Source organism: Hyphococcus lacteus (assembly GCF_041058985.1).
Taxonomy (GTDB): domain Bacteria; phylum Pseudomonadota; class Alphaproteobacteria; order Caulobacterales; family Parvularculaceae; genus Hyphococcus; species Hyphococcus lacteus.
Genome location: NZ_JBEHZE010000002.1, coordinates 1 through 20,589, shown reverse-complemented (window position 1 = coordinate 20,589; position 20,589 = coordinate 1). Strand labels below are relative to the sequence as shown.

11 protein-coding genes and 2 pseudogenes are annotated in these 20,589 nt (G+C 49.8%); 5 read left to right on the top strand and 8 right to left on the bottom strand.

All coding sequences use genetic code 11. The annotated features are described in order from the left end of the window. Positions 1-96 precede the first annotated feature (96 nt). The 7 genes and pseudogenes from ccoP to ABFZ84_RS13435 all read right to left on the bottom strand — a co-directional run. Positions 97-969, bottom strand: a complete 873-nt coding sequence (gene ccoP, locus ABFZ84_RS13465; RefSeq protein ID WP_369314601.1) for a cytochrome-c oxidase, cbb3-type subunit III — start codon at positions 967-969, stop codon at positions 97-99. Beyond that, positions 969-1,130, bottom strand: coding sequence for a cbb3-type cytochrome c oxidase subunit 3 (locus ABFZ84_RS13460; protein ID WP_369314600.1), 162 nt, complete (start codon positions 1,128-1,130; stop codon positions 969-971). Before ABFZ84_RS13460 ends, ccoP begins: the two co-directional genes overlap by 1 nt. Further along, a complete protein-coding gene (gene ccoO / locus ABFZ84_RS13455; protein WP_369314599.1) occupies positions 1,127-1,879 on the bottom strand; it encodes a cytochrome-c oxidase, cbb3-type subunit II in 753 nt (250 codons plus the stop codon). Before ccoO ends, ABFZ84_RS13460 begins: the two co-directional genes overlap by 4 nt. A gap of 12 nt (positions 1,880-1,891) precedes the next feature. Beyond that, entirely contained in the window at positions 1,892-3,541 is a 1,650-nt protein-coding gene (gene ccoN, locus ABFZ84_RS13450; protein ID WP_369314598.1) for a cytochrome-c oxidase, cbb3-type subunit I, read from the bottom strand. Positions 3,542-4,273: 732 nt separating this feature from the next. Then, positions 4,274-5,619, bottom strand: a pseudogene (locus ABFZ84_RS13445) (IS3 family transposase). A gap of 238 nt (positions 5,620-5,857) precedes the next feature. Continuing rightward, entirely contained in the window at positions 5,858-7,147 is a 1,290-nt protein-coding gene (locus ABFZ84_RS13440) for an alanine racemase (RefSeq protein WP_369314597.1), read from the bottom strand. A gap of 314 nt (positions 7,148-7,461) precedes the next feature. Further along, positions 7,462-8,094: pseudogene (locus tag ABFZ84_RS13435) on the bottom strand (NADPH-dependent FMN reductase); the annotation flags it as partial. Between the two features lie 321 nt (positions 8,095-8,415). On the opposite strand from ABFZ84_RS13435, the gene ABFZ84_RS13430 reads away from it, so the two are divergent. The 4 genes from ABFZ84_RS13430 (at position 8,416) to ABFZ84_RS13415 (ending at position 16,195) form a co-directional block, all read left to right on the top strand. Beyond that, positions 8,416-9,069: an RNA polymerase sigma factor gene (locus ABFZ84_RS13430; RefSeq protein WP_369314596.1), complete on the top strand. Its 654-nt coding sequence runs from the start codon at positions 8,416-8,418 to the stop codon at positions 9,067-9,069. A gap of 20 nt (positions 9,070-9,089) precedes the next feature. Continuing rightward, complete coding sequence (locus ABFZ84_RS13425; RefSeq protein ID WP_369314816.1) at positions 9,090-10,178, top strand: FecR family protein; 1,089 nt, start codon at positions 9,090-9,092, stop codon at positions 10,176-10,178. Positions 10,179-10,452: 274 nt separating this feature from the next. Next, a complete protein-coding gene (locus ABFZ84_RS13420; RefSeq protein WP_369314595.1) occupies positions 10,453-13,632 on the top strand; it encodes a TonB-dependent receptor plug domain-containing protein in 3,180 nt (1,059 codons plus the stop codon). A gap of 88 nt (positions 13,633-13,720) precedes the next feature. After that, positions 13,721-16,195: a S9 family peptidase gene (locus ABFZ84_RS13415; RefSeq protein WP_369314594.1), complete on the top strand. Its 2,475-nt coding sequence runs from the start codon at positions 13,721-13,723 to the stop codon at positions 16,193-16,195. A 122-nt stretch (positions 16,196-16,317) separates the two neighbouring features. Here the strand turns inward: ABFZ84_RS13415 and ABFZ84_RS13410 are convergent, their stop codons facing one another. Next, positions 16,318-17,067, bottom strand: a complete 750-nt coding sequence (locus tag ABFZ84_RS13410; RefSeq protein WP_369314593.1) for a creatininase family protein — start codon at positions 17,065-17,067, stop codon at positions 16,318-16,320. Positions 17,068-17,435: 368 nt separating this feature from the next. Between ABFZ84_RS13410 and ABFZ84_RS13405 the strand changes: the two genes are divergently transcribed. Further along, entirely contained in the window at positions 17,436-20,201 is a 2,766-nt protein-coding gene (locus ABFZ84_RS13405) for a M14 family metallopeptidase (protein ID WP_369314592.1), read from the top strand. Positions 20,202-20,589: the final 388 nt, after the last annotated feature.

Below are 20,589 nucleotides of genomic sequence, written 5' to 3'. Positions count from 1 at the left end.
CGCCCAATATGGCTAGCAGTGCCACCGAAATCCAAAACGCGCGCTTGTTAAAAAGAGACGCTCGTCTTGAGTTTCTTTGCTCGTTCCGCCCGGTTATCACTTTCGTGTCTCCGCAAGATCAAGAACATATAAGGTTAGGGCTTTTCGATCAGCGAGGCTAAGTCTGTCGTCCCAGAAAGGCATCACGCCTTGGCGGCCTTCCCGGAGTGTTTGATCTATGGCGACTGGGTCACCGCCATAAATCCAGAAGTCATCGGTGAGGTTCGGGGCACCAACAGACCGCATGCCGCGACCATCACTACCGTGGCAACTTTGGCATTGTTGCATAAATATTTCACTGCCCGCTTTCAACTTGGCATCATCTGCGTTGGTGCCTTGAGTAAGTGAAAGAATGTAGGAACCGACTGTGCGGCGCTGATCTAATGTTAAAATTCCGTCACGGCCATAAGCCATCATTTGGCTTATTCGTGATTCGCTGTGGCCGGAGTTCACGCCAATTCGTAGGGTCTCCATAATTGTTGCGGGATCGCCGCCCCATAGCCATTGGTCGTCGACCAAGCTTGGATAACCATAACCGCCTGTTGCATCAGTGCCGTGGCACATTGCGCAGTTATCTGCGAAAAGACGTGCACCATGCTGTCGCACAGTCTTCATCAGGTCATCGTTGTTGAGAATTTCTGTGAATTCTTTCGAGTTAATTTCGTTGCGCCAAGGGGTTGTGATCGCGTCGGCTTTTTCAAGGCTATTTTCTAGCGTCGTACGCTGATCAATACCTAATATGCCCTTGGTGTAGTTATTTACGCTAGGCCACGCTGGCGCGAGAATCCAGATTATCAGTGACGAAATAAACGTAAGTGCAAGGAAAATGAGAACGAGCTTCGGGACAGGTGTCGCAAGTTCATTGATACCATTCCATTCATGGCCCGTTGTCATACGTCCGGTATATGGATCGCGTTCTGGCTCGCCCATTATTCTCCATCCACTTCAAGAATGCTGCGGGCAGCGCGGTCGAATTTTGATTGATTGGAGGGCCAGCAGGCGTAAACGACCACACAAGCAAAAACAGCCATCATATAGAATAAGCCAAAAGATTTAGCGAAAAGAACTAACGTATTATGATCTATGTTCACAGGTTGGTTCCTTCCGCCGTTACAGGTTGTTCTCTCAAGCCTTGATCAGCAGCATCTGTTAGCCGACCTAGTATTTGTAGATACGCGACCAAGGCATCCATTTCAGTAAGTCTTCGTTGATCGCCATCAAAGAAACGGCTGTTAGAATCGTTACCATAGCGGGCAAAAAATGCGTCGACAGCGTCTGAGTTCGGGTTGGCTTGGCCATATGCATCCTGATCGGCATTTTCAATCATTTCATCGGTATACGGCACGCCAACTTTGCGCAGCGCGCGCAAGTGCAATGGTAGATCGTCTATAACGAGCTCATTTCGGGCGAGCCAACGATAAGCAGGCATAACAGATAATGGTGAAACAGCGCGTGGATCCATTAGGTGATCAACGTGCCACTTGTCTGAGTATTTTCCGCCGATCCTTGCGAGGTCAGGGCCAGTGCGCTTTGACCCCCACAACATCGGGTGATCATATTTTGATTCAACTGCAAGTGAGTAAGGCCCGTAGCGTTCAACTTCATCCTGAAGCGTCCGGATCATCTGTGAATGACATGCGTAGCAGCCTTCACGAACGTAAATATTACGACCGGCGAGTTCGAGCGGGGTGTAAACCCGCATGTCCGGCGCATCTTCGACAGTTTCATCGATTGTGAAGAGTGGTGCGATCTCGATAAAACCGCCGATCGATGCGACAACCATGATAGCGATTGCGAAGCCGATTGCTGTACGTTCAAGTTTTGCATGTTTTCCTAGCATGATAGCGTGTTCCTATTCTGCCGGTTGCATGGATTGCGGGCCGCCACGGACGGGTAACGGTGGCTTGTCTGGCGATTGGTGTGCTATCGTTGGCAATTTTGTGGTCTTCCAAACGTTGTATGCACAAATGATAGTGCCGAGCAGGAAGAACAGCCCACCAATTGCTCGAGCGGCGTAGTATGGTTTCATCGCCGCAACGGACTCGATGAAAGAGTATGCCAGCGTACCGTCTTCGCTGTAGGTACGCCACATCAGTCCTTGGATGACGCCTGAATTCCACATCGCAAAGACGTAGATCATTGTACCGATGAGCGCGAGCCAGAAATGAGCCTCAATGAGCTTGTTGGAGTACATCCGTTCTTTACGCCACAACCAAGGAGTGAGTGTGTAAATTGATCCGAAGGTGATCATTGCAACCCAGCCAAGTGCGCCAGAGTGAACATGGCCAATGGTCCAGTCAGTATAATGAGAAAGAGAATTGACTGGTCGGATAGCCATGAACGACCCCTCAAACGTGGAAAGGCCATAAAATACCGCGGCTACCATCATGAAACGCAGTGTCGCGTCATCGCGAACCTTTCCCCATGCGCCGTTTAATGTCAGCAGCGCGTTTCCTGCCGATGCCCATGACGGCACAAGTAACATAATCGAAAACGTCATGCCGAGCGTTTGAACCCAATGGGGCAGAGCAGTGTAATGCAAATGGTGCGAACCGGCCCACATATACAGAAAGACGATGCCCCAAAAACTGATGATTGATAGGCGGTAGGAAAAAATAGGCCGCCCGGCACGTTTGGGCAGGTAGTAGTACAGCATACCGAGGAAGCCGGTGGTCAGAAAGAAAGCGACAGCATTGTGCCCGTACCACCATTGTATCATTGCATCTTGTACGCCGGAAAATAGCGAATAGCTTTTTGCGTGCCCGAGTGAGACAGGAACCGCTAGGTTGTTAAGGATATGCAGCATCGCAACGACGACGATGAATGACATGTAATACCAGTTTGCAACATATATATGTGGCTCTTTGCGTCGGGCGAGAGTGCGTAAATATAACACGAAATATACGACCCAGATGATGGTTAGAAATATGTCGGCATACCATTCGGGTTCGGCATATTCTTTGGAGTTCGTAATACCCATTAAGTAGCCACTGGCGGCCATTAAACAAAAGAGATTAAAGCCGACAACCACAACCCAGGGGCTCACGTGGTCAGAGAGCCGTGTACGGCACGTACGTTGAACAACGTGAAATGAAGTGGCAATTAATGCGTTGCCGCCGAAGCCAAAAATGACCCCTGAGGTATGGACGGGTCGTAACCGACCGAAGCTCGCCCAGCTTGCATCGAAGGTCGCGTCGGGAAACACGAGTAACCAAGCAACCCAATCGCCGACGAACATGCCGACAATTGCCCAAGCTAGCGCAAGGGCGATACCGGTTTTGGTTGGGTCGTCATAATACTTTCCTTCGCGAATAGGTTCCGAATTGGATTGGTCTTTCATTAAAAAGAAGGTCAACGCGTATCCGGAGACGGCCAGCAATACGCCGTGTACGCCAAGCAGATCGTTGCGACCGATCAGCGCCAAGACGGTCCCTGCGACAGCGAGGAAGATCGCCAGAAATAGTGCCGTTTCGCGTTCAGCTTTCGTGAGTCGGGAAGTCATGAGGTCCCACCGTTCTACATCGGAAAATTGACAATTGAGTTCTGGTAATTCCACCAGCAGTAGCGCCCAATATGTATTGTTGCATCGGTTTCGAGAATATTTCTATGACAAATTGTGTCGCAGGTGAGGATTCGAATTCCATCAAGGGTATATTGCATCTCATTATCAAGGCGTGGTTCTGCTCAGCATGGCGCTGACCGATTGAATCGTGGTAGGTCGTTTGGGGTATAAGTAGGCGCGTTTGGGAACGGTCCGCGTAGGCGAATGCAATCTAGAATTGATGATTTTAGCTAACACAAGCGGTTAGAGACCGTTGGAAGTGTAAACCCTGATCGAGCAATGGCGAAATCTCTATAACATCAATCGTCCGTATGCATCTCATGGGTATAGTGCACGAGCATTCGAAGCCTGATTGTCGTTTAGGGATCATTGGCATTACGGTAAAAGCGCCGCCAAACCCTAACCCCAAGCAAGCATTAAATCCGAAGACCATAAGATGATCCGATCCAAGTTAGTATTCTCAACGAATAAATTAAATGCAGACTTTCTACCGAAAGAGAAAATGGGGTAAATGTAATGCGCTTTACCTAGTTTGTGGAAGGGGAGTTCTAGTTTAATGGTCGCGCGGTTCGGCTTCGTGATGCACTAGAAAATATTAGATTGTCCGTCATCAGATAATTTGAGACAGATAGCAGCCTGACATTCAGGAGGCTTGGCTCATCTTGGTTTCAGTTAAGCAGCCGATTGTGCGTGCTGCAAGCGCCGTTGTTTCATCGTCCTCCTTTTGGTTTTCGCTCGTGCGAGCAAGATGGTCTGTCCGCGTCCGGTGTAAACGTCAGCGGGCGTGAGATTTTTCGAGCTCTCGTGATAGCGCTGATGGTTGTAGTGACCGACGAACGCCGCGACCTGATTTTCAAGATCACCCGGCAAGAAGTAGTTCTCTACCAGGATGCGGTTCTTGAGTGTCTGATGCCAGCGCTCGATCTTGCCTTGCGTCTGAGGGTGATAAGGCGCGCCGCGCGTGTGCGGCATGCCCTTGTCTTCGAGATAGTCGGCGAGCTGCCCAGAGATGTAGCACGGGCCATTGTCAGACAGCAGGCGCGGACGATGCACGACATTGGCTCGGTCCAGGCCTGTTTCCTCCAGAGCCAGGTTCAACGTGTCCTCGACATCTGATGCGGCCATGCCCGTACAGAGCTTCCAGGCGATGATGTATCGCGAGAAGTCATCCAGGATGGTGGAGAGATAGCACCAGCCCCACCCGATGACTTTGAAATAAGTGAAGTCTGTCTGCCAGAGTTGGTTCGGTGCCGTCGTCTTGTCCCTAAACTCGTTCGCTGCCTTCATCACGATGAAGGCAGGGCTGGTAATCAGGTCGTGCGAGCGTAGCAACCTGTAAACACTGGCCTCTGAGACAAAATAACGACGCTCATCGGTGAACGTCACCGCCAGTTCTCTGGGGCTAAGCTTTGGTCGCGCCAGGGCCATCTCCAGCATGGCTTTACGGACGTGGTCCGGGATACGGTTCCACACGCGCCCCGGATGCGACCTTCGATCTTCCAGACCCGTCTCGCCGAACCGGCGGTACAGATCATACCAGCGATAGAAGGTTGGCCGGGACACACCGAGCATGTCCAACGTGCGCTTCACCGGTAGATGCGAGCCTTCGACCAGCCGGATGATCTCCAGCTTTTCAGATGCGGGATACCTCATTCTAGGTCGTCCCCATCCGCGAGCATGCTTTTTTTGAGCAAGCGGTTCTCAAGCAGCGTCTCTGCCAGCGCTTCTTTCAAGTCGCGGGTCTCACGCTTCAGACTGGTCACCTCGCCCGATGTCGCCTGGCGTGCTGTGTCACCGGACAGGCGCTTCTTGCCCGCCTCCAGGATCCTTCGACCAGTTATAATACAGGCTCTCTGCGATGCCCTCGCGCCGGCACAGCTCGGAGATCGAATTTTCCCGCGCAGGCCATCCAGAACAATCCGGATCTTCTCCTCGGCCGAAAACTTCCGCCGTGTCTTACGCTTGATCTCTTTTACATGCTTGTCAGCCGATCCATTCGGCCCTGTTCTCGTTCTCATCATCAATCCCTTCAAGGACTACGATGAGCCAAAAACTATCCCTTAGCAAAACAACCTAAACTGTCTCAAACGCCCTGACGGGATACACATACCCATATTAGACACGGACCCCCATAGTGCTGGACAATTCGATTAGGAATAGGTTCGACTGAACTTTCCATGGATATTGCAACACCAGAAGAAACGCGCGAAATGTTGGAGCTCAAGGGCGGTGATGCTGTCGGGTTCTGATCTTCATTCAGAACCAGGTGCTGATTCCTGCAATTACTGAATAATCATCGTCGACGATGGGCATGAAACGCCATTTATCAAAGGTTGTGCATGGGTGTGAAATGCCCATGGCCACCATATCGCCGATTGCGAGTGGTGAATTCGCTGGCATATCAATATACGCATGCTGATCATTCAGCGCGACAATTTTGTGACCGTCTAGTTTAGTTGGTTGCGAATGTTCACCAGGTCGGAACCATTTTTTGAGTGCGGGTAAGTGTATATCGTGGGATGCATCTCGCTTTCCAAGGGTAGCGAAGCAGCGCCCGGACTCTGGAATTGAATGAATATTGGCCCAAAGTTCAATCGCTTCTTGCGGAGGATTAAGGGGTTCTCCAACAACCTCAGTTCGAATTTGCATCCTTTGAAAATAGTCATCCAACCACTTCGCATCGTGAGTTAAATAACAACCGCTGCGAATAACATGTAGCCGTTCTGTTTGTAATGGGACTGCGGCGACTCCACGGGCGGCCATGTCGTAATAAGCCGAGCCACCGCCGCTTAATATCACGGGGCCTTGATTAAAAAACCCGCGGGATTCAGCCATTATCGCTACTTGACTGAGTGTTGAGTACAAAGCTTCGATGGCAGTTTCGATTTCTTCATCGTTTGGGCCCTGTATGATGCCTTCGTAAGTTTCGATGCCGCGCAACTTTATGCGTGGAGATTCAGCTATAGCATCGCATACGGCTTTTGCCTGATCTATACTTCGCACACCGGTTCTCGCACCAGCTTGCCCAACTTCGATTAGGACCTGTAAATTGGTTTGATTTATTTCGGCTCGATCGGATAAAATTCTTACGAGCGCGGGTGAGTCTACAAGCGTGTAAAAATCGAAGCTAGGATTCTCATTGAGCTCTTTGCAAACATAATCAATCTCGGCCATGCCAACTAATTGGTTTGCATGGAGTATTCTTTGAACGTCAAATGCCCTGTATGTTTGTATTTGCTGAATAGTGGCTGCGGTCAGTCCCCAAGCGCCGCCTTTCAGTTGGAGAGAGAAAAGTTCCGGACTCATAGTGGTCTTTCCATGGGGACATAAAACAGCATCCTCTTGCTCAAGGAAGCGCTTCATCCACATTTGGTTTCGTTCTAGTGCAGAGCTTCGCAACACCGCGCAAGGAAAGGTCATGTCACCTTTGAGAATGTTCCAGTTGCGGTCGGAAATTTTGTCCAGAGGGAAGGGCGGCGTATGTCCAGGGATTCCTTTATAACAACCGTTTAACATTACCTCTGGTATTGAAAGTGGGTGCCGCATTATATTTCTCCGGTTACTGGCGGTGTCTATTGATTAGAAATTGGGCTTGTAGTCAGTGCCCATTTAGGGCCTTTCATATTCTTGTAAATGAGAGATTTGAGAGAAAGGTCTAATGCGCCTGGGCCGTCTATATTTATGAAATCGCCGGCAACATTTTCGAACGCACTACGGTGGTTGTATACGGACTTAACAATCAATGCTTTTTTAGATGCGGGATTGTTTTTCCTAATGTGTAAACTGATCAGCGTGAAAAGTCTAAATAAGTATTTGTACGCAATAAGAATCCTAGTTTGGGACGAATGACTATGGAGCTTTTTTTGCGACGGGTCCTTGTCAAATGGTTCTGTCGGTTCACTTAGTTCGCGCTGGCTTATCGCTGCCTCACTCCACCAGCGGAGTTGTTGAAAGGTTCGCCCGAGATAGCCTCGCCACCTTTCCTTATCCACGTCGGGTGCAAACCGGTCGTCTTCGTCAAATACATCTTGAGCGTGCGGCACTTGGATCATAACGGAAACAGGAAGGCATCCCAGTTCGCTTAAGAACGTGCGCATATTAACCAACAGCTCTTGTGCCGCCCTATTGACCGGTCGAATTTGTTACAATGGCGCTCGGATTGTAGGAAAAATGTGAACTGTCGAAATGATTAAGTATATTTACTAAAGCTGGGCTCATGGGGTGATTGTATTCTGGGCTTATCATTACAAAGCAGTCCGCATCTTCTATGTCTTTTGCTAGACGTTCAAGTTTTCAGGTGCCCGCCCAGAGGTAGAAGCAAAGTGCGGTTTGAAAACTGCTGAAAGATCAAAATCTAACGGATTAATAATTTCCATCGCTGTGCCAGGCTGGGTCAACTGGGTAGCGCATGCGATCGCCGCGCGCTTACCTATGCGCGCGGGACGTGGCGGCGTACTGTTCCGCGTTGAGCCAAGAAAAATAATCACGTTCATAATTGAGCTTTCAGGGGGCAGGTATGCTGAAATTTCTGTTTAGTCGCAATGCATACGGAGGATCGTTGCGGCTTTTTGATTCTTTTCTCGTGCCGCAGAAACGAGCTAGCAAGAATTCAGATTGCGCCTTTGATGTATTCCTGCATGAAATTGGAGTAATTTGCCTCAAAGTAAGACGGTTAAGTATCAAGCTTGTATTTCTGCACCGTTGATACACCTACGTGCAGTAAGACTTCTGACGGATTGGAATGGTCGAGGTTTTTAAAAATAATTTGTAAAAGCCGATCGGCGTCTGGATAAGGGAGGGATATACTTCCTAATATGCCGTTGGAACTGCGTTTTCAGTTTGGTGATCGGCATATGTCTAAGATTTTTGATACCTTTTTGAGAAACGAAACCGCTATCAAGCGCATTTTTGCTCGGTATTTTCGCCGGCTGGAGGATGTTGAAGACCTCAGCCAAGAGGTCTTTATGAAATGTTTTGCAGCGGAGATGAGGACTGATATTCACGATCCCAAGGCGTTTCTTCTCCGGTCGGCAAGAAACCTTGCTTTCAGTGAGCTGAAAAGAAAAGTGCGCACTACCACAGATTCTATCGAAGATTCCGGTGGCTCAGACGTCTATATGGATGAAGCAGGGATCTCAGCGGAAACCCAGCTCGATACTCGGAGAAAACTAACGGCCCTGTCGCAAGCTATAGCCAGTTTGCCGCCGAGGCACCGCAGGGCTTTTTGGATGCGAAAAATAGAGGATTTGAAGCTCGCGCAGATTGCGGCGAGACTTGATGTGTCAGTAAGCACGGCGAAAAAGTATGTGGCTGAGGCCCTGTTGATGTGTGAAACTCATCTGCGTAAACAGGGCTATGAGCCTACCGAGTTTGGTGCATTTCCTGCAGTGAGGGGGGGCGGTTCACGCAGCGACGCCGCGGTGTATGCAATGGTCGGCGGTGTAAAGGACATCAGTGATAGCGAGTGAGGCGAAAGCGATAGTGAGTGATGCGTAAGTCGGAAACACTTTCAACGATGCCAGACCAAAAGAGCATCGATGCTGAGGCTGCAGATTGGCTTGTCCGGTTGGAGGAGAGCAACGTTTCAGCAGCAGATCGAGTGGCGTTTTTGGCGTGGCGCGGCGCTAGTGCCCGACATCGCGAAGCGTTTGAACGGCTTGTTTTGTTATGGGGCGCTTTCGACGAAGCTAAGGTTTTAGCCGATTATGCGGTCTCAGACGAAAATATTGAATTGCTGGCTAAAGACGCTGCGCAAGCGCGCTTTGGATGGTTTGGGCGGCGTTCCGTCTTAACGGGCATGGCTGCGTCTGTAGCCATTTTTGGTGCTATCGGCATTTCGGTCACGATTAAGAGCCAACTTTCAGGTCCTCAGCATTATTCATTTGTAACGGCTATAGGGGAGCAGCAGACCGTCGCCTTGCCGGACGGTTCTGTTATCGAGCTGAATACCAATAGCCGCTTAGAGTACGCTTATGGAAAAGGTGCCCGCGATATTTGGTTGTCGCGAGGCGAGGCGTATTTTAAAGTGGCACCAGACAAAGAACGTCCTTTTTCAGTACGGGTTCCGAATGGGCGCGTTGTCGCTGTCGGCACCGCTTTCACCGTACGGTTGAACGACTTTGACAGCAAAGTTGATGTACTGGTTTCTGAAGGCCGCGTTGTTTTGATGCCGGAGAGTTCGTATCCTGTGCAAACAGCAGCACCGCAAGAGGTGGGGGGGGCAATGATGCAAGCTGCGACAGCGGTCAGCGCCGGGCAGAGCGCCGTGATCAAAGATGATATTGAGAGCGTTGACCTTGTGGAACCAGAAACGCTGGCGCGCAAATTGTCTTGGCGGCAAGGCGTTTTGGCATTTTCTGGCGACCCGTTGTCTGATGTCGTCGCTGACGTCAGTCGATACACTGACATTGCTATAGAAATTGATGAACAAACGCTCCGCGACCTTCCTGTGACGGGCTATTTTAAAATAGGGGATGTCGATGAAATGTTCGAGGCTTTAGAAATTATGGCTGACCTTCAGGCGGAACGTGTAAGCGCAAAGAGGGTGCGCCTTGTACGGACTGTTGATGAAGGTTGATAGCTCATCTTACTGCGCTTCAAGCTGGTGCGGAAAATGATGTTGTGCTGTGGTAATGACAAACGTGACGTCGGTCGAATTCGACGACGATCGCAATTAAATTCCAGAGAATAAACGTAACCAAGACCTCGGTAATGAAAAAAGATATAAAAATCGAAAGGACGATCGGCTGTTTTGGTTTTTGAGAAGTCTTATCCAGCGAGGCCGGATTGAATATCTCCAGCGTGTGCTGTTGGCGAGGCTAACGGACGGGGATTGGCTGGGTTTGGGGCAAATGAGCGTGTTCTGCCGATTATTGGCGGTATTGGTATTGTTTGCGTCGAGCGCTTTCGCTCAGGATTCTAATGGCCGATATGATTTTCATATCGAGCACTGTACCCTCGGCGTCGCGTTGGATCAGTTTGTTGAGTTAACTGGTGCCCGACTCATCTATCCTGAGAGGCTTGCGAACGAAGACGGGGTTAATCCTGTAATCGGTCAGTACACGGTTAAAGAAGCGCTCGTTGCGCTGTTGAATGACACGGAGTTTTCCGGCGGCCTTACCCGAGGCGGGGTGATTGTCATCTCGCTCAAGAAAAGCGCTAAGCTGGAAAATCGAGGGGCGACTGTGTCGAAACATAAGCTAAAAGGTACATTATTGGGTGGCGTCGCGGCGCTATTCAGCGCTGGAGGCGTATTTGCGCAAGACCCGGCCAATCAAGACTCGGCCACGGATAATACGGATAGAGTGGTTGTCACTGGTTCTCGGGTCGCGAGGAGCGGCTTCGATACGCCGACGCCGACCACTGTTATTTCAAGTGATCAAATCATGCAAACCGGATTGGTCGATACTGGCTCAATCATCATGCAAAACCCGCAGATCAGTGTTGGTCTCGGCTCCTCCAATGACACCTTTAATCGCGACATTGGGTCGAGCTTTATCAACCTGCGAGGTCTAGGTGAAAACCGGACATTGGTATTGGTTGATGGTCGACGCCGAGTTTCTGGCTCTCGCGAGGGCTCCCAGGTTGACCTGTCTTCAATTCCTCCAGGCATGATCGAAAGCATTGAGATTATCACTGGTGGTGCGTCGGCCGTGTACGGTGCTGATGCGGTTTCTGGTGTTGTCAACGTCAAGTTGAAAAAAGACTTTGAAGGCCTTGAGGCTACTGTTCGCGGCGGTATCTCACAGGAAGGAGATGCGGAAACGTATTCGGCTTATCTTAATGGTGGCGGTCAGTTTGCTGGTGGTAGAGGTTATGCAAGTTTCGGCATTTCTGCGCAGGAATCGAAAGTTCTGAAATACACAGATCGCGATTACGCTTCTGGCGATGGTGCCGTCACTTTTGTCAACAATCCGGCCAACACCGGTCCGGATGACGGTATTCCTGATCGACTAATCATTTCCGATCCTCATTCAGTGTCGATTTCTTATGAGCCAACTTTTGTGATTGGTGGTGATCGCTATTTCTATGATGGCGGGGTTGTGGCGCTTGATAATCCTGATTGTTACGGTAACAGCTGTTCGGGCGGTCCGTATGGCTACAACAATAAGGAACGCAATCTACGCACGCCGCGGACTGTGTTTTCTGCGATTTCGAATGTCAGTTACGAGGTCGCACCGTCGGTTCGCATAGTTGCCGGAGTGGATTTCTCTTTTGCGGAAACCCAGACAAATGGCCAGAGTTTCTTTGACTCAGGTATTGTTTTGGACCGTGACAATCCAACGATTCCGGCTGAAGTGTTAGCTCTCATGGGCGGTGCGCCGACATTAACAATCGGAACCCAGCAAGAGGATCGTCTCGGCAACAAACAGTATGATAATTCACGTTATACTTTTACCACTAATGTTGGATTTGAAGGCGAGATTGCTGATCGCTTTAATTGGGAAGCATTTTATCAATATGGTCGCCGCACCCAAAACTATTCGATTGCTGGAACGCGCATCGAGTCGCGGTATTTCCAAGCGCTTGATGCCGTTTCCGACGGTATGGGCGGGGCTATGTGTGCTGATCCAGCTGCTGTGGCTGCCGGCTGCGTTCCGCTTGATTTTTTCACAGGCGGGATGATCCCAGAGGCAGACCAAGCTTACTATTCTTATACACTGTCTCGGAAAGTTGATAACGAACAAGCTGTTGCCGGCTTTCAGATCACCGGTCCGCTACTCGAATTACCGGCGGGTCCGCTTAGCGTCGCTCTTGGTGCTGAATACCGCCAGGATAAACTGTCTGCACTAGATGACGGACTTGCCGCTCGCGGTGAGTTATATCGTACAGATAACGGTGCTCAGCCGGTTAAGGCCAGCACTGACGTTAAAGAGGCCTTTATTGAAGCGGTGGCCCCGATTCTTGAAGGGGCATTCTTAGCGGAATCGCTGGAAATAGAGGGCGCGATGCGTTTTTCTGATTACAGCAGCATCGGTTCTACTCTTGCCTGGAAACTCGGCGGTGCTTGGGCTCCAAGCGAGGATGTTCGAATACGCGTAACCCGTTCGAAGAGTGTGCGTGCGCCAAATATCATTGAACTTTTCGGCCCGGAAAGCCGAGGAACTCTAAACATCGATAACGATCCTTGCGATGCGTCCCAGATCAATCTGGTGCCGAACCGCGAAGCCAACTGCCGCGCATTTGGTGTTCCGGTGGGCTGGACCGATCCCGCAGCAACACTTGCGCTTCAAACTGTGATCGGTGGCAACGAAAGCCTTACGGAAGAAACATCAAACTCCTGGACGATCGGCGGCGTGATCACGCCTCGTTTCGTTCCTGGGCTTCGTTTGTCTGCTGACTATTGGACAATCGAAATCGAAGACGCCATCCAGACTTTGGATGGCAACAAGATCGTTGAGAACTGTGTAGACTCGCCGAGCATTGACAATGTGTTTTGTGATTTGGTTACACGCGGTAACTTCCCCGGTCTTGCCGATCCGAGTGTCGTTTCGCAAATTGACCTTCGTCAGGTCAATATCGGTAGACTCTCTGCTAAAGGTATCGACTTCTCCGCGGCTTATGGTCTGGAGCTTGAAGATGTTGTGGGATCGTTGTCAGGGGGCCTAAATTTCAACTTGTCTCTTGTGTACCTCATGGAACTCGAAGAGTTGGTTGATGTGACCGATCCAACTTCTCTATTAATTGAAGACGGTGAATATGATGATCCGACTTGGCGTGGTCGTTTTTCTGCAAGCTACAACATCAATGATCTGACGGTCGTTTGGAACATGCGTTATGTCGGCTCCGCTGAGATCGATGTCCAAAGAACTCGCGAATATAATGTTGAGGGTGTTCCTTCCCGACTCTATCATGACTTGTTTATCGGTTATGAGCTACCTAATCAGGGTCTCACACTTCAAGTTGGTATCAATAACTTGCTGAACACGAATCCACCACGCTTACCGGGTATTTATGCCGGTACGTTTGACGGCTCTCATTACGAGAACGTCGGTCGGAACTTCTTCCTCGGCGTGACGAAGTCGTTCTAGTCCCAGCGACTGCAGGGCCGACGCTATGAAAATGCGTCGGCCCCAATTCGGTTATCAAAAAAATCAAACATTTTTAGAGAGAAATGCCATGCTCATACGATCAAGACTCCCATCAGTTGGGTTAGCTTTCGCCGTAAGCCTTTCTTGCGTTGCTGCATCTGCGCAAGACGAATACCGCACTCCGTCACAAGCAGCAGTTGATATTCTCGATATTGCGCCGCAGCCCGCGGCAAGTGTTAGCCCTGATGGTCAGTGGATGGTGATTACTCCGTTGGTTGCCATGCCTTCGATAGAAGACCGCGCTGCGCCGATGCTCCGCCTAGGTGGTGTGCGCATAAATATTGCTACAAATGGTCCATATAACACCCCGCGATATGACCTCCACTCTTCATACACCGGGGTTGGCACTGGCTATCAGCTTGTCGATTTGTCTGGTGGTGAGAAAAAAGCCCTAACAGTTCCGTCCGAACGGCTAGGGCCTCCGATTTGGTCACCTGATAGCAGTAAGTTCGCTTTCCTCCATACGGTCGAAAACGGTATTGAGCTTTGGGTTACTGATGTAGCTACAGGAAATGCCACAAAGCTTTCTGGTCCAGTGATTAATGCTGCGCGTAGCATCAGTAGAGAAGCGGATGCACCATGTTCGTGGGTTGATGAAAATGCGCATCTACTTTGTCATTTTGTTATGCCAAATCGAGGCGAGGCTCCAAATTTGGGCGTACCCAAGAGTTCTGTGGTGCAAGAGTCTGATGGCGAAAAGGCACCTGTCTGGACCTTCACAGATCTGTTGACCAACAAACACGACGAAGCGCTCTTCGATTATTATATGACGTCTCAACCGATGATCGTTGATGCGAAAACTGGTGATGCAAAAGCATTTGGTGATGCTGGGGTGTATGAGACACTTACGAAGTCGGATGACGGTAAATACTTCCTGTCGGTACGCATGGCGCAACCTTATTCCTATTTGGTACCTGCAAGTCGATTCCCGAAAGAGGTGGACATTCTCAATAACAAGGGCAAATCCGTCAAACATGTTGCGAGTTTGCCGATGAATAGTGCTGGTCCAGAATCTATGGGTTGGGCACCAGAAGGCGCACGGGGATTTGCGTGGGCTCCTGGCACACCTGCATCGCTTCTTTATGTAGAACCGCTAGATGGTGGTAATCCGAAAAATGAGGCGGTTTATCGCGATACCGTTAATGTCCTGACGGCACCGTTCAAAGGCAAAGCCAGAGAACTGATGCGTACTAACAATCGTGTTGTCAGCGAAAGTTATTACGATCCGTCACTTTTCAAATTCACTGCAGACGGGTCTGCTGCTCTTTTGAAAGAGTTCACTTGGGCGACTCGCGGGACGAAAGTTTGGATCACTAAATTTGAGAAAGGCACTGAAGCTTCTGTACTTTGGGAGCATAATGGTGATGACTGGTACGGCGACCCTGGCGCGCCGGTTATGAAATCTGGTGATGTTCTTCGCCAAGATGGTGACTGGATTTATCTTTCAGGTGAGGGTGGATCTCCAGATGGAGATCATCCGTTCCTTGATCGTTTTAATCTTTCAACGGGTCAAACTGAGCGGCTCCTCGCAACATCAGGTGAAAGTTACGAACATGTCGTTGCTGTGCTGGATGATAGCGCGGGCCGGGTCATTACAAGTTATGAAACTAGCATTGATTATCCGAACTACTATTTGCGCGATCTTGAAGCCGGGACAAAGATGGCGTTGACTGACATTACTCAAGAACCGTCAGCGCTGACACAAGCTAACAAGCAGCAGATCAATTATGTTCGTGATGATGGGGTCCCGTTAAGTGGCACTCTTTATCTGCCACCTAGCTATAAAAAAGGTCAACGTTTGCCGACGGTCGTTTGGGCTTACCCGCGTGAGTTTGCGAGTACGCAAGGTGCCGGGCAGGTTCGCGGTTCATCATATAAATATTCTGGGATGTCACAGCGAACCTCGACTGACTACATGCTCTTCCTCACGCAGGGATATGCCGTGCTTGCGGATGCAGCGATGCCGATTGTAGGTGGCCTCGAAGCCAATGATACCTACGTCCCGCAACTTGTGGCAAATGCGGAGGCGGCTGTTGATAAGCTTGTCGAGATGGGCGTTTCAGATCCGGACCGCATGGGCGTGGCTGGCCTCAGCTATGGTGCGTTTATGACGATGAATCTCCTGACGCATAGTGATATTTTTGCGTCGGGTATTGCAATGAACGGTGCTTACAACCGTACATTGACGCCATTCGGGTTCCAACGTGAACGTCGCACGTTCTGGGAGGCGACAGATGTCTATATGCAAATGTCGCCATTCATGCATGCACCGGAGATCAATGAACCTGTCTTGATGTTCCACGGGGAAATCGATTCGAATACGGGTACGTATCCGATTCAGTCTCAGCGGATGTATCATGCGTTAAAAGGGCTTGGTGCCACTGTTCGGCTCGTGATGTATCCGTTTGAAGATCATATTTATGCTGCTCGTGAAAGCCGTTTGGATGTGCTTGCCGAAGAGTTTGATTGGTTCGACAAGTACGTGAAAAACGCTAAGAAATAGAAAAAGTTAGTATCCCTCTGACTTCTTCTTTGACGGGATGACTTTGATCTGTCATCCCGTCACAATTAAACGGCGGGTGATTTTACGCTAGCCGATTTGATCTTCGTAAAGATGTATTTGGATCAGGACTCGGAGTTGAGCGTTTTCAATTCCTCAGCTAGGCTTAGGGTGGCCGTCTCAATAATAAGCGCACCATCTTTAGCGCGTGCGAGGCTAGGATCCGAGCCAATACGTCCATCCGGATATTTTCGGCGATAGTCATCCGCATCGGTAAATGGTTCATGTTTTGGCGCAATCTTCGGGCTTAGCTCTTCGGTTTTACTTAGCTCCGGATGGCAAAAATAAGTCACGGCGACTTCGGAAATCGTAGCGTGTTGCCCATGACCTTCTGGATAGAGACGCGCGCAGAGATCGGCAATGCCCCGCAAATCCCACCAGTTGCGCAAGATGCATCGTACATTCTTGTGGATGCCGTCGGCGGCATAGTTGCGTTGGTGATAATATTCCGCGAAAGCGGCGTTGATAGTTGCGATGTTACCACCATGCCCGTTGAGCCACACCAGTTTGTTGAAGCCATGATGAGCGAGTGCATTCGTCCAATCATTCATAACAGCGATCATGGTGCTTGGGCGTAGGCATATGGAGCCGGCAAACGACATATGGTGTTGCGCTACACCAACATTGAATGTTGGTCCGACCATTACATCGGATGCTTTGCTCGCCTTGCGGGCGATTACCTCAGGACAGATAAAGTCCGTGCCGATTAACCCCGTGGGACCGTGCTGCTCCATTGAGCCAATGGGAATGACAATCAGCCGCGAGCGTTTTAAATATGTTTCGATTTCCGGCCAGGTAGATAATTGAAGTTCCATCGCGATTTCCCTTTTCATTTTACCAGTTTCTGAGGTTTGATTGTGGACGCCTGATGAACATTATACTTCTATAGAGTTTCAGTCGGGCAGCAATTGTCGAAAGAGTAATGCCTTTTATTTTCTAGGCTATGCTTGTCGCGATAGATCGGCCATTTAATCGTGTCAGGAGTCTAATCCAACAGGCACACTGTAACTTGGTTATTCATTGTGCGCACGGTTGCGCTGCGTCGGGCGAATGGGAAAAGGGGGAGGCATATGCTGCGCCTGCATCGGCAGTAGGTAGTGAGGTAAGTAACAATTGGCCGGCTAGGGAAACCACTCAGTATTATTCGATTTTCGAGACAACAATAACAATCTGGAGTAAATTTATGAAGTCTCATTCGCTTATTTTGTCGGCGGCGCTGCTTATTCAAGCAGCGTTGTTTCCACAGCCGGGCATGGCATTGTCTACGCCGACACCGCCCGATTCTTTTTTCAAGCAGCCACCGGGTACGGACTATTATCTCGCCAATTATAGCGAGTATGAGGGCTACCTAAAGCGGCTTGCTGTTGAATCTGACCGAATGAAATTAGTTGATATTGGCAAAACTGCCGAGGGTCGTACGCAGTGGATGGCAATTGTTTCTAGTCCTGAAAACATTTCCAATCTTGAACGCTACCGCGCCATTTCCGAAAAATTAGCTCGAGCTAAAAACCTAGATCCCGAAGAAGCACGCAACCTCGCTGATATGGGGAAGGCCGTTGTGTGGATTGATGCGGGTTTGCATGCAACCGAAACAGTGACATCCCAAGGTCAGATCCAGGTCATTTACAAAATGCTGACGCAGACGGACCAAGAAACAATTCGTATATTGAATGATGTTATAATTCTTTTCGCTCATGATAATCCTGACGGGATGGAGTTGGTCAGCGATTGGTATATGCGCCATTCTAGAAAAGAAGACCGTGAGTTCGAGCATCTACCGCGACTCTACCAGAAATATGTTGGTCACGATAATAACCGTGACAGTTTTATGGTACAGATGCCAGAAACAGAGAACATTAACAGAGTTCTGTTCCGCGATTGGTACCCGCAAATCGTTTATAATCAGCATCAGACAGCGCCTGCGGGTATGGTTGTTTTCGTGCCGCCGTTCCGCGATCCTTTCAATTTTAACTATGACCCGATCGTCATGGCGCAGCTAGACGAGGTCGCATCTGCGATGCATTCGCGTCTTCTTTCAGAAGGCAAAGCTGGGTCGGGTAAACGGGGAGCGGCACCGTACTCAACATGGCACAACGGCATGGTTCGTTCTGTTTCTTATTTTCACAACGCGATTGGTTTGTTGACTGAAATTACAGGCGGCCCTACGCCGACCACAATTCCACTCGTGCCGTCCACCCAACTGCCGCGCGGTGATGAAATTATGCCGATTGGGCCGCAGGAATGGCACCTGCAAGATACACTAAATTATCAGTATACGCTCAACATGGCCGTATTGGATTACGCATCGCGCAATCGAGAGCGTTTGTTATTCAACATCTATCGCATGGCTGCCAACAGCATTGAAAAAGGTAGTCGTGACAACTGGACAGTATTACCGTCCAACGTTGACGCGCTTGCTGCTGCTGCGCCATACGTTCCTGAAGGGAACAATGAATACCAACCACGAGGTAGAGATCCAAAACTGGTCGATCCCGCGTTGTACCAAGAGATCATGCAATCGCCGGAAAATCGCGATCCACGCGCTTATGTGATTTCGCCTGACCAGCGCGACTTTCCAACTGCGATTGCTTTCCTCAATGCATTGATTAAAAATGGCGTCGATGTGGAGAAAGCTGAAAACGCCTTTAATGTTGGGAACAAGACCTATCCTTCCGGGTCGTATGTTGTACGTACAGCGCAAGCTTATCGCCCGCACATTATGGATATGTTTGAACCACAGGAACATCCCCATGATGAGGAATATCCGGGTGGTCCGCCAAAACCACCTTATGATGTCACGGGTTATACTCTGGCGTACCAAATGGGCGTTAGCTTTGACCGAGTCTTTGAAGGCGTTGAAGGCGTGTTTTCACAGATGTCGGATATCATCATGCCGCCAGCTGGAAAAATTGAAGGCCAGGGGGCAGCCGGATGGATCGTCAGTCACGATGCGAACAACAGTTTTATTCTTACAAATCGTTTGTTGAAGGCAGGTATTGAACCGTCATGGTTGACGGGCGAGGTGAATATTGACGGCGAGACTATGCAGCCAGGTGCACTTTGGGTACCGGCTTCGGATGAAGCACGTCTGATTGTGGTGAGCAGTGTCACTGAGCTTGGCATTTCTGCAACTGCGGTAAACACTAGACCGTCGGGCGAAATAATTGCGCTCAAGCCGGTTCGGATCGGACTTGTTGACCGCTATGGCGGGGTGATCCCTGTGGGGTGGACGCGCTGGCTGCTCGAAGAATTCGAGTTCTCTTATGAGTTGGTTTTCCCACAGCGCCTTGATCAAGGAGGCCTCTCTAAAGACTTCGATGTGTTACTCTTTGCAGACCGTGCATTGCCGTCAGCCGGTGCGTGGGGGGAGAGTTCACCGGAAACACAGCCCGAGCGTGGTGATATTCCGCGTGAGTATCGTCACATGCTTGGTGAGATCACTGATGAGAAAACGGTTCCGGCAATTGCAGAATTTGTCCGTGGTGGCGGTGCGGTGATCGCGCTCGGTAGTGCTGGTCGCTTTTCGCAACTTTTAGATACACCGCTTGAACCTGCGCTTGTCCAAACTATTGATGGCATCGAAATACCACTTGATAGCAAGGAGTTCTTCATACCGGGCTCTATTTTGCGAGCCCAAGTCGATAACAGCCAACCACTCGCCTATGGTTTACCAGATGAAGTGGATATCTTTTTTAACCGGTCGCAGACTTTTGAATTGGCAACTGGAGACGGGGACGTAAACAGCGTCTCTTGGTTTGAAGGCCGGGACCTTCTTCGCAGTGGCTGGGCTATTGGGGAGGAGCGATTGGCGGGAACGATCGCTATCGCTGATGTTTCTGTCGGTGATGGAAAATTGTTTTTGCTTGGTCCCCAAGTCGCACAACGTGCGCAATCCTATGGCACGTTCAAGTTCTTGTTTAATGCGCTTCTTTATAGTGGTGCTGAATAGTCATAGACATCCCGAGTCCATTTTCAGGGCTCGGGATTTGGCCTTACCTAGTTTCCTAACAAACGTGACGGTGAATAAAATATTTCACAATACTGCTTGTAAATTGCATTCGGGATAATGCGGAATCTGACAAGGCAACCTTCTTAAAGACCGTTTGGTCAGTCGATTAAGCGAACGCTTTCTATCACATCCCAACCCTATGTCATCGAACGGCGGTATTGCCCCAGGATGAGGCAATACCGCTGCAAGCGCAGTTTTCTTACGATTAAAAACAGCTGGTGCTGCGAGCTTTGTAACTGACTGACATCCTCAATCCGTAATCACCCGACTGATTCTCTCGACAATCTCTGTATCGCGCCGGATATCGTCTTTCATCAGCTTCCGGATT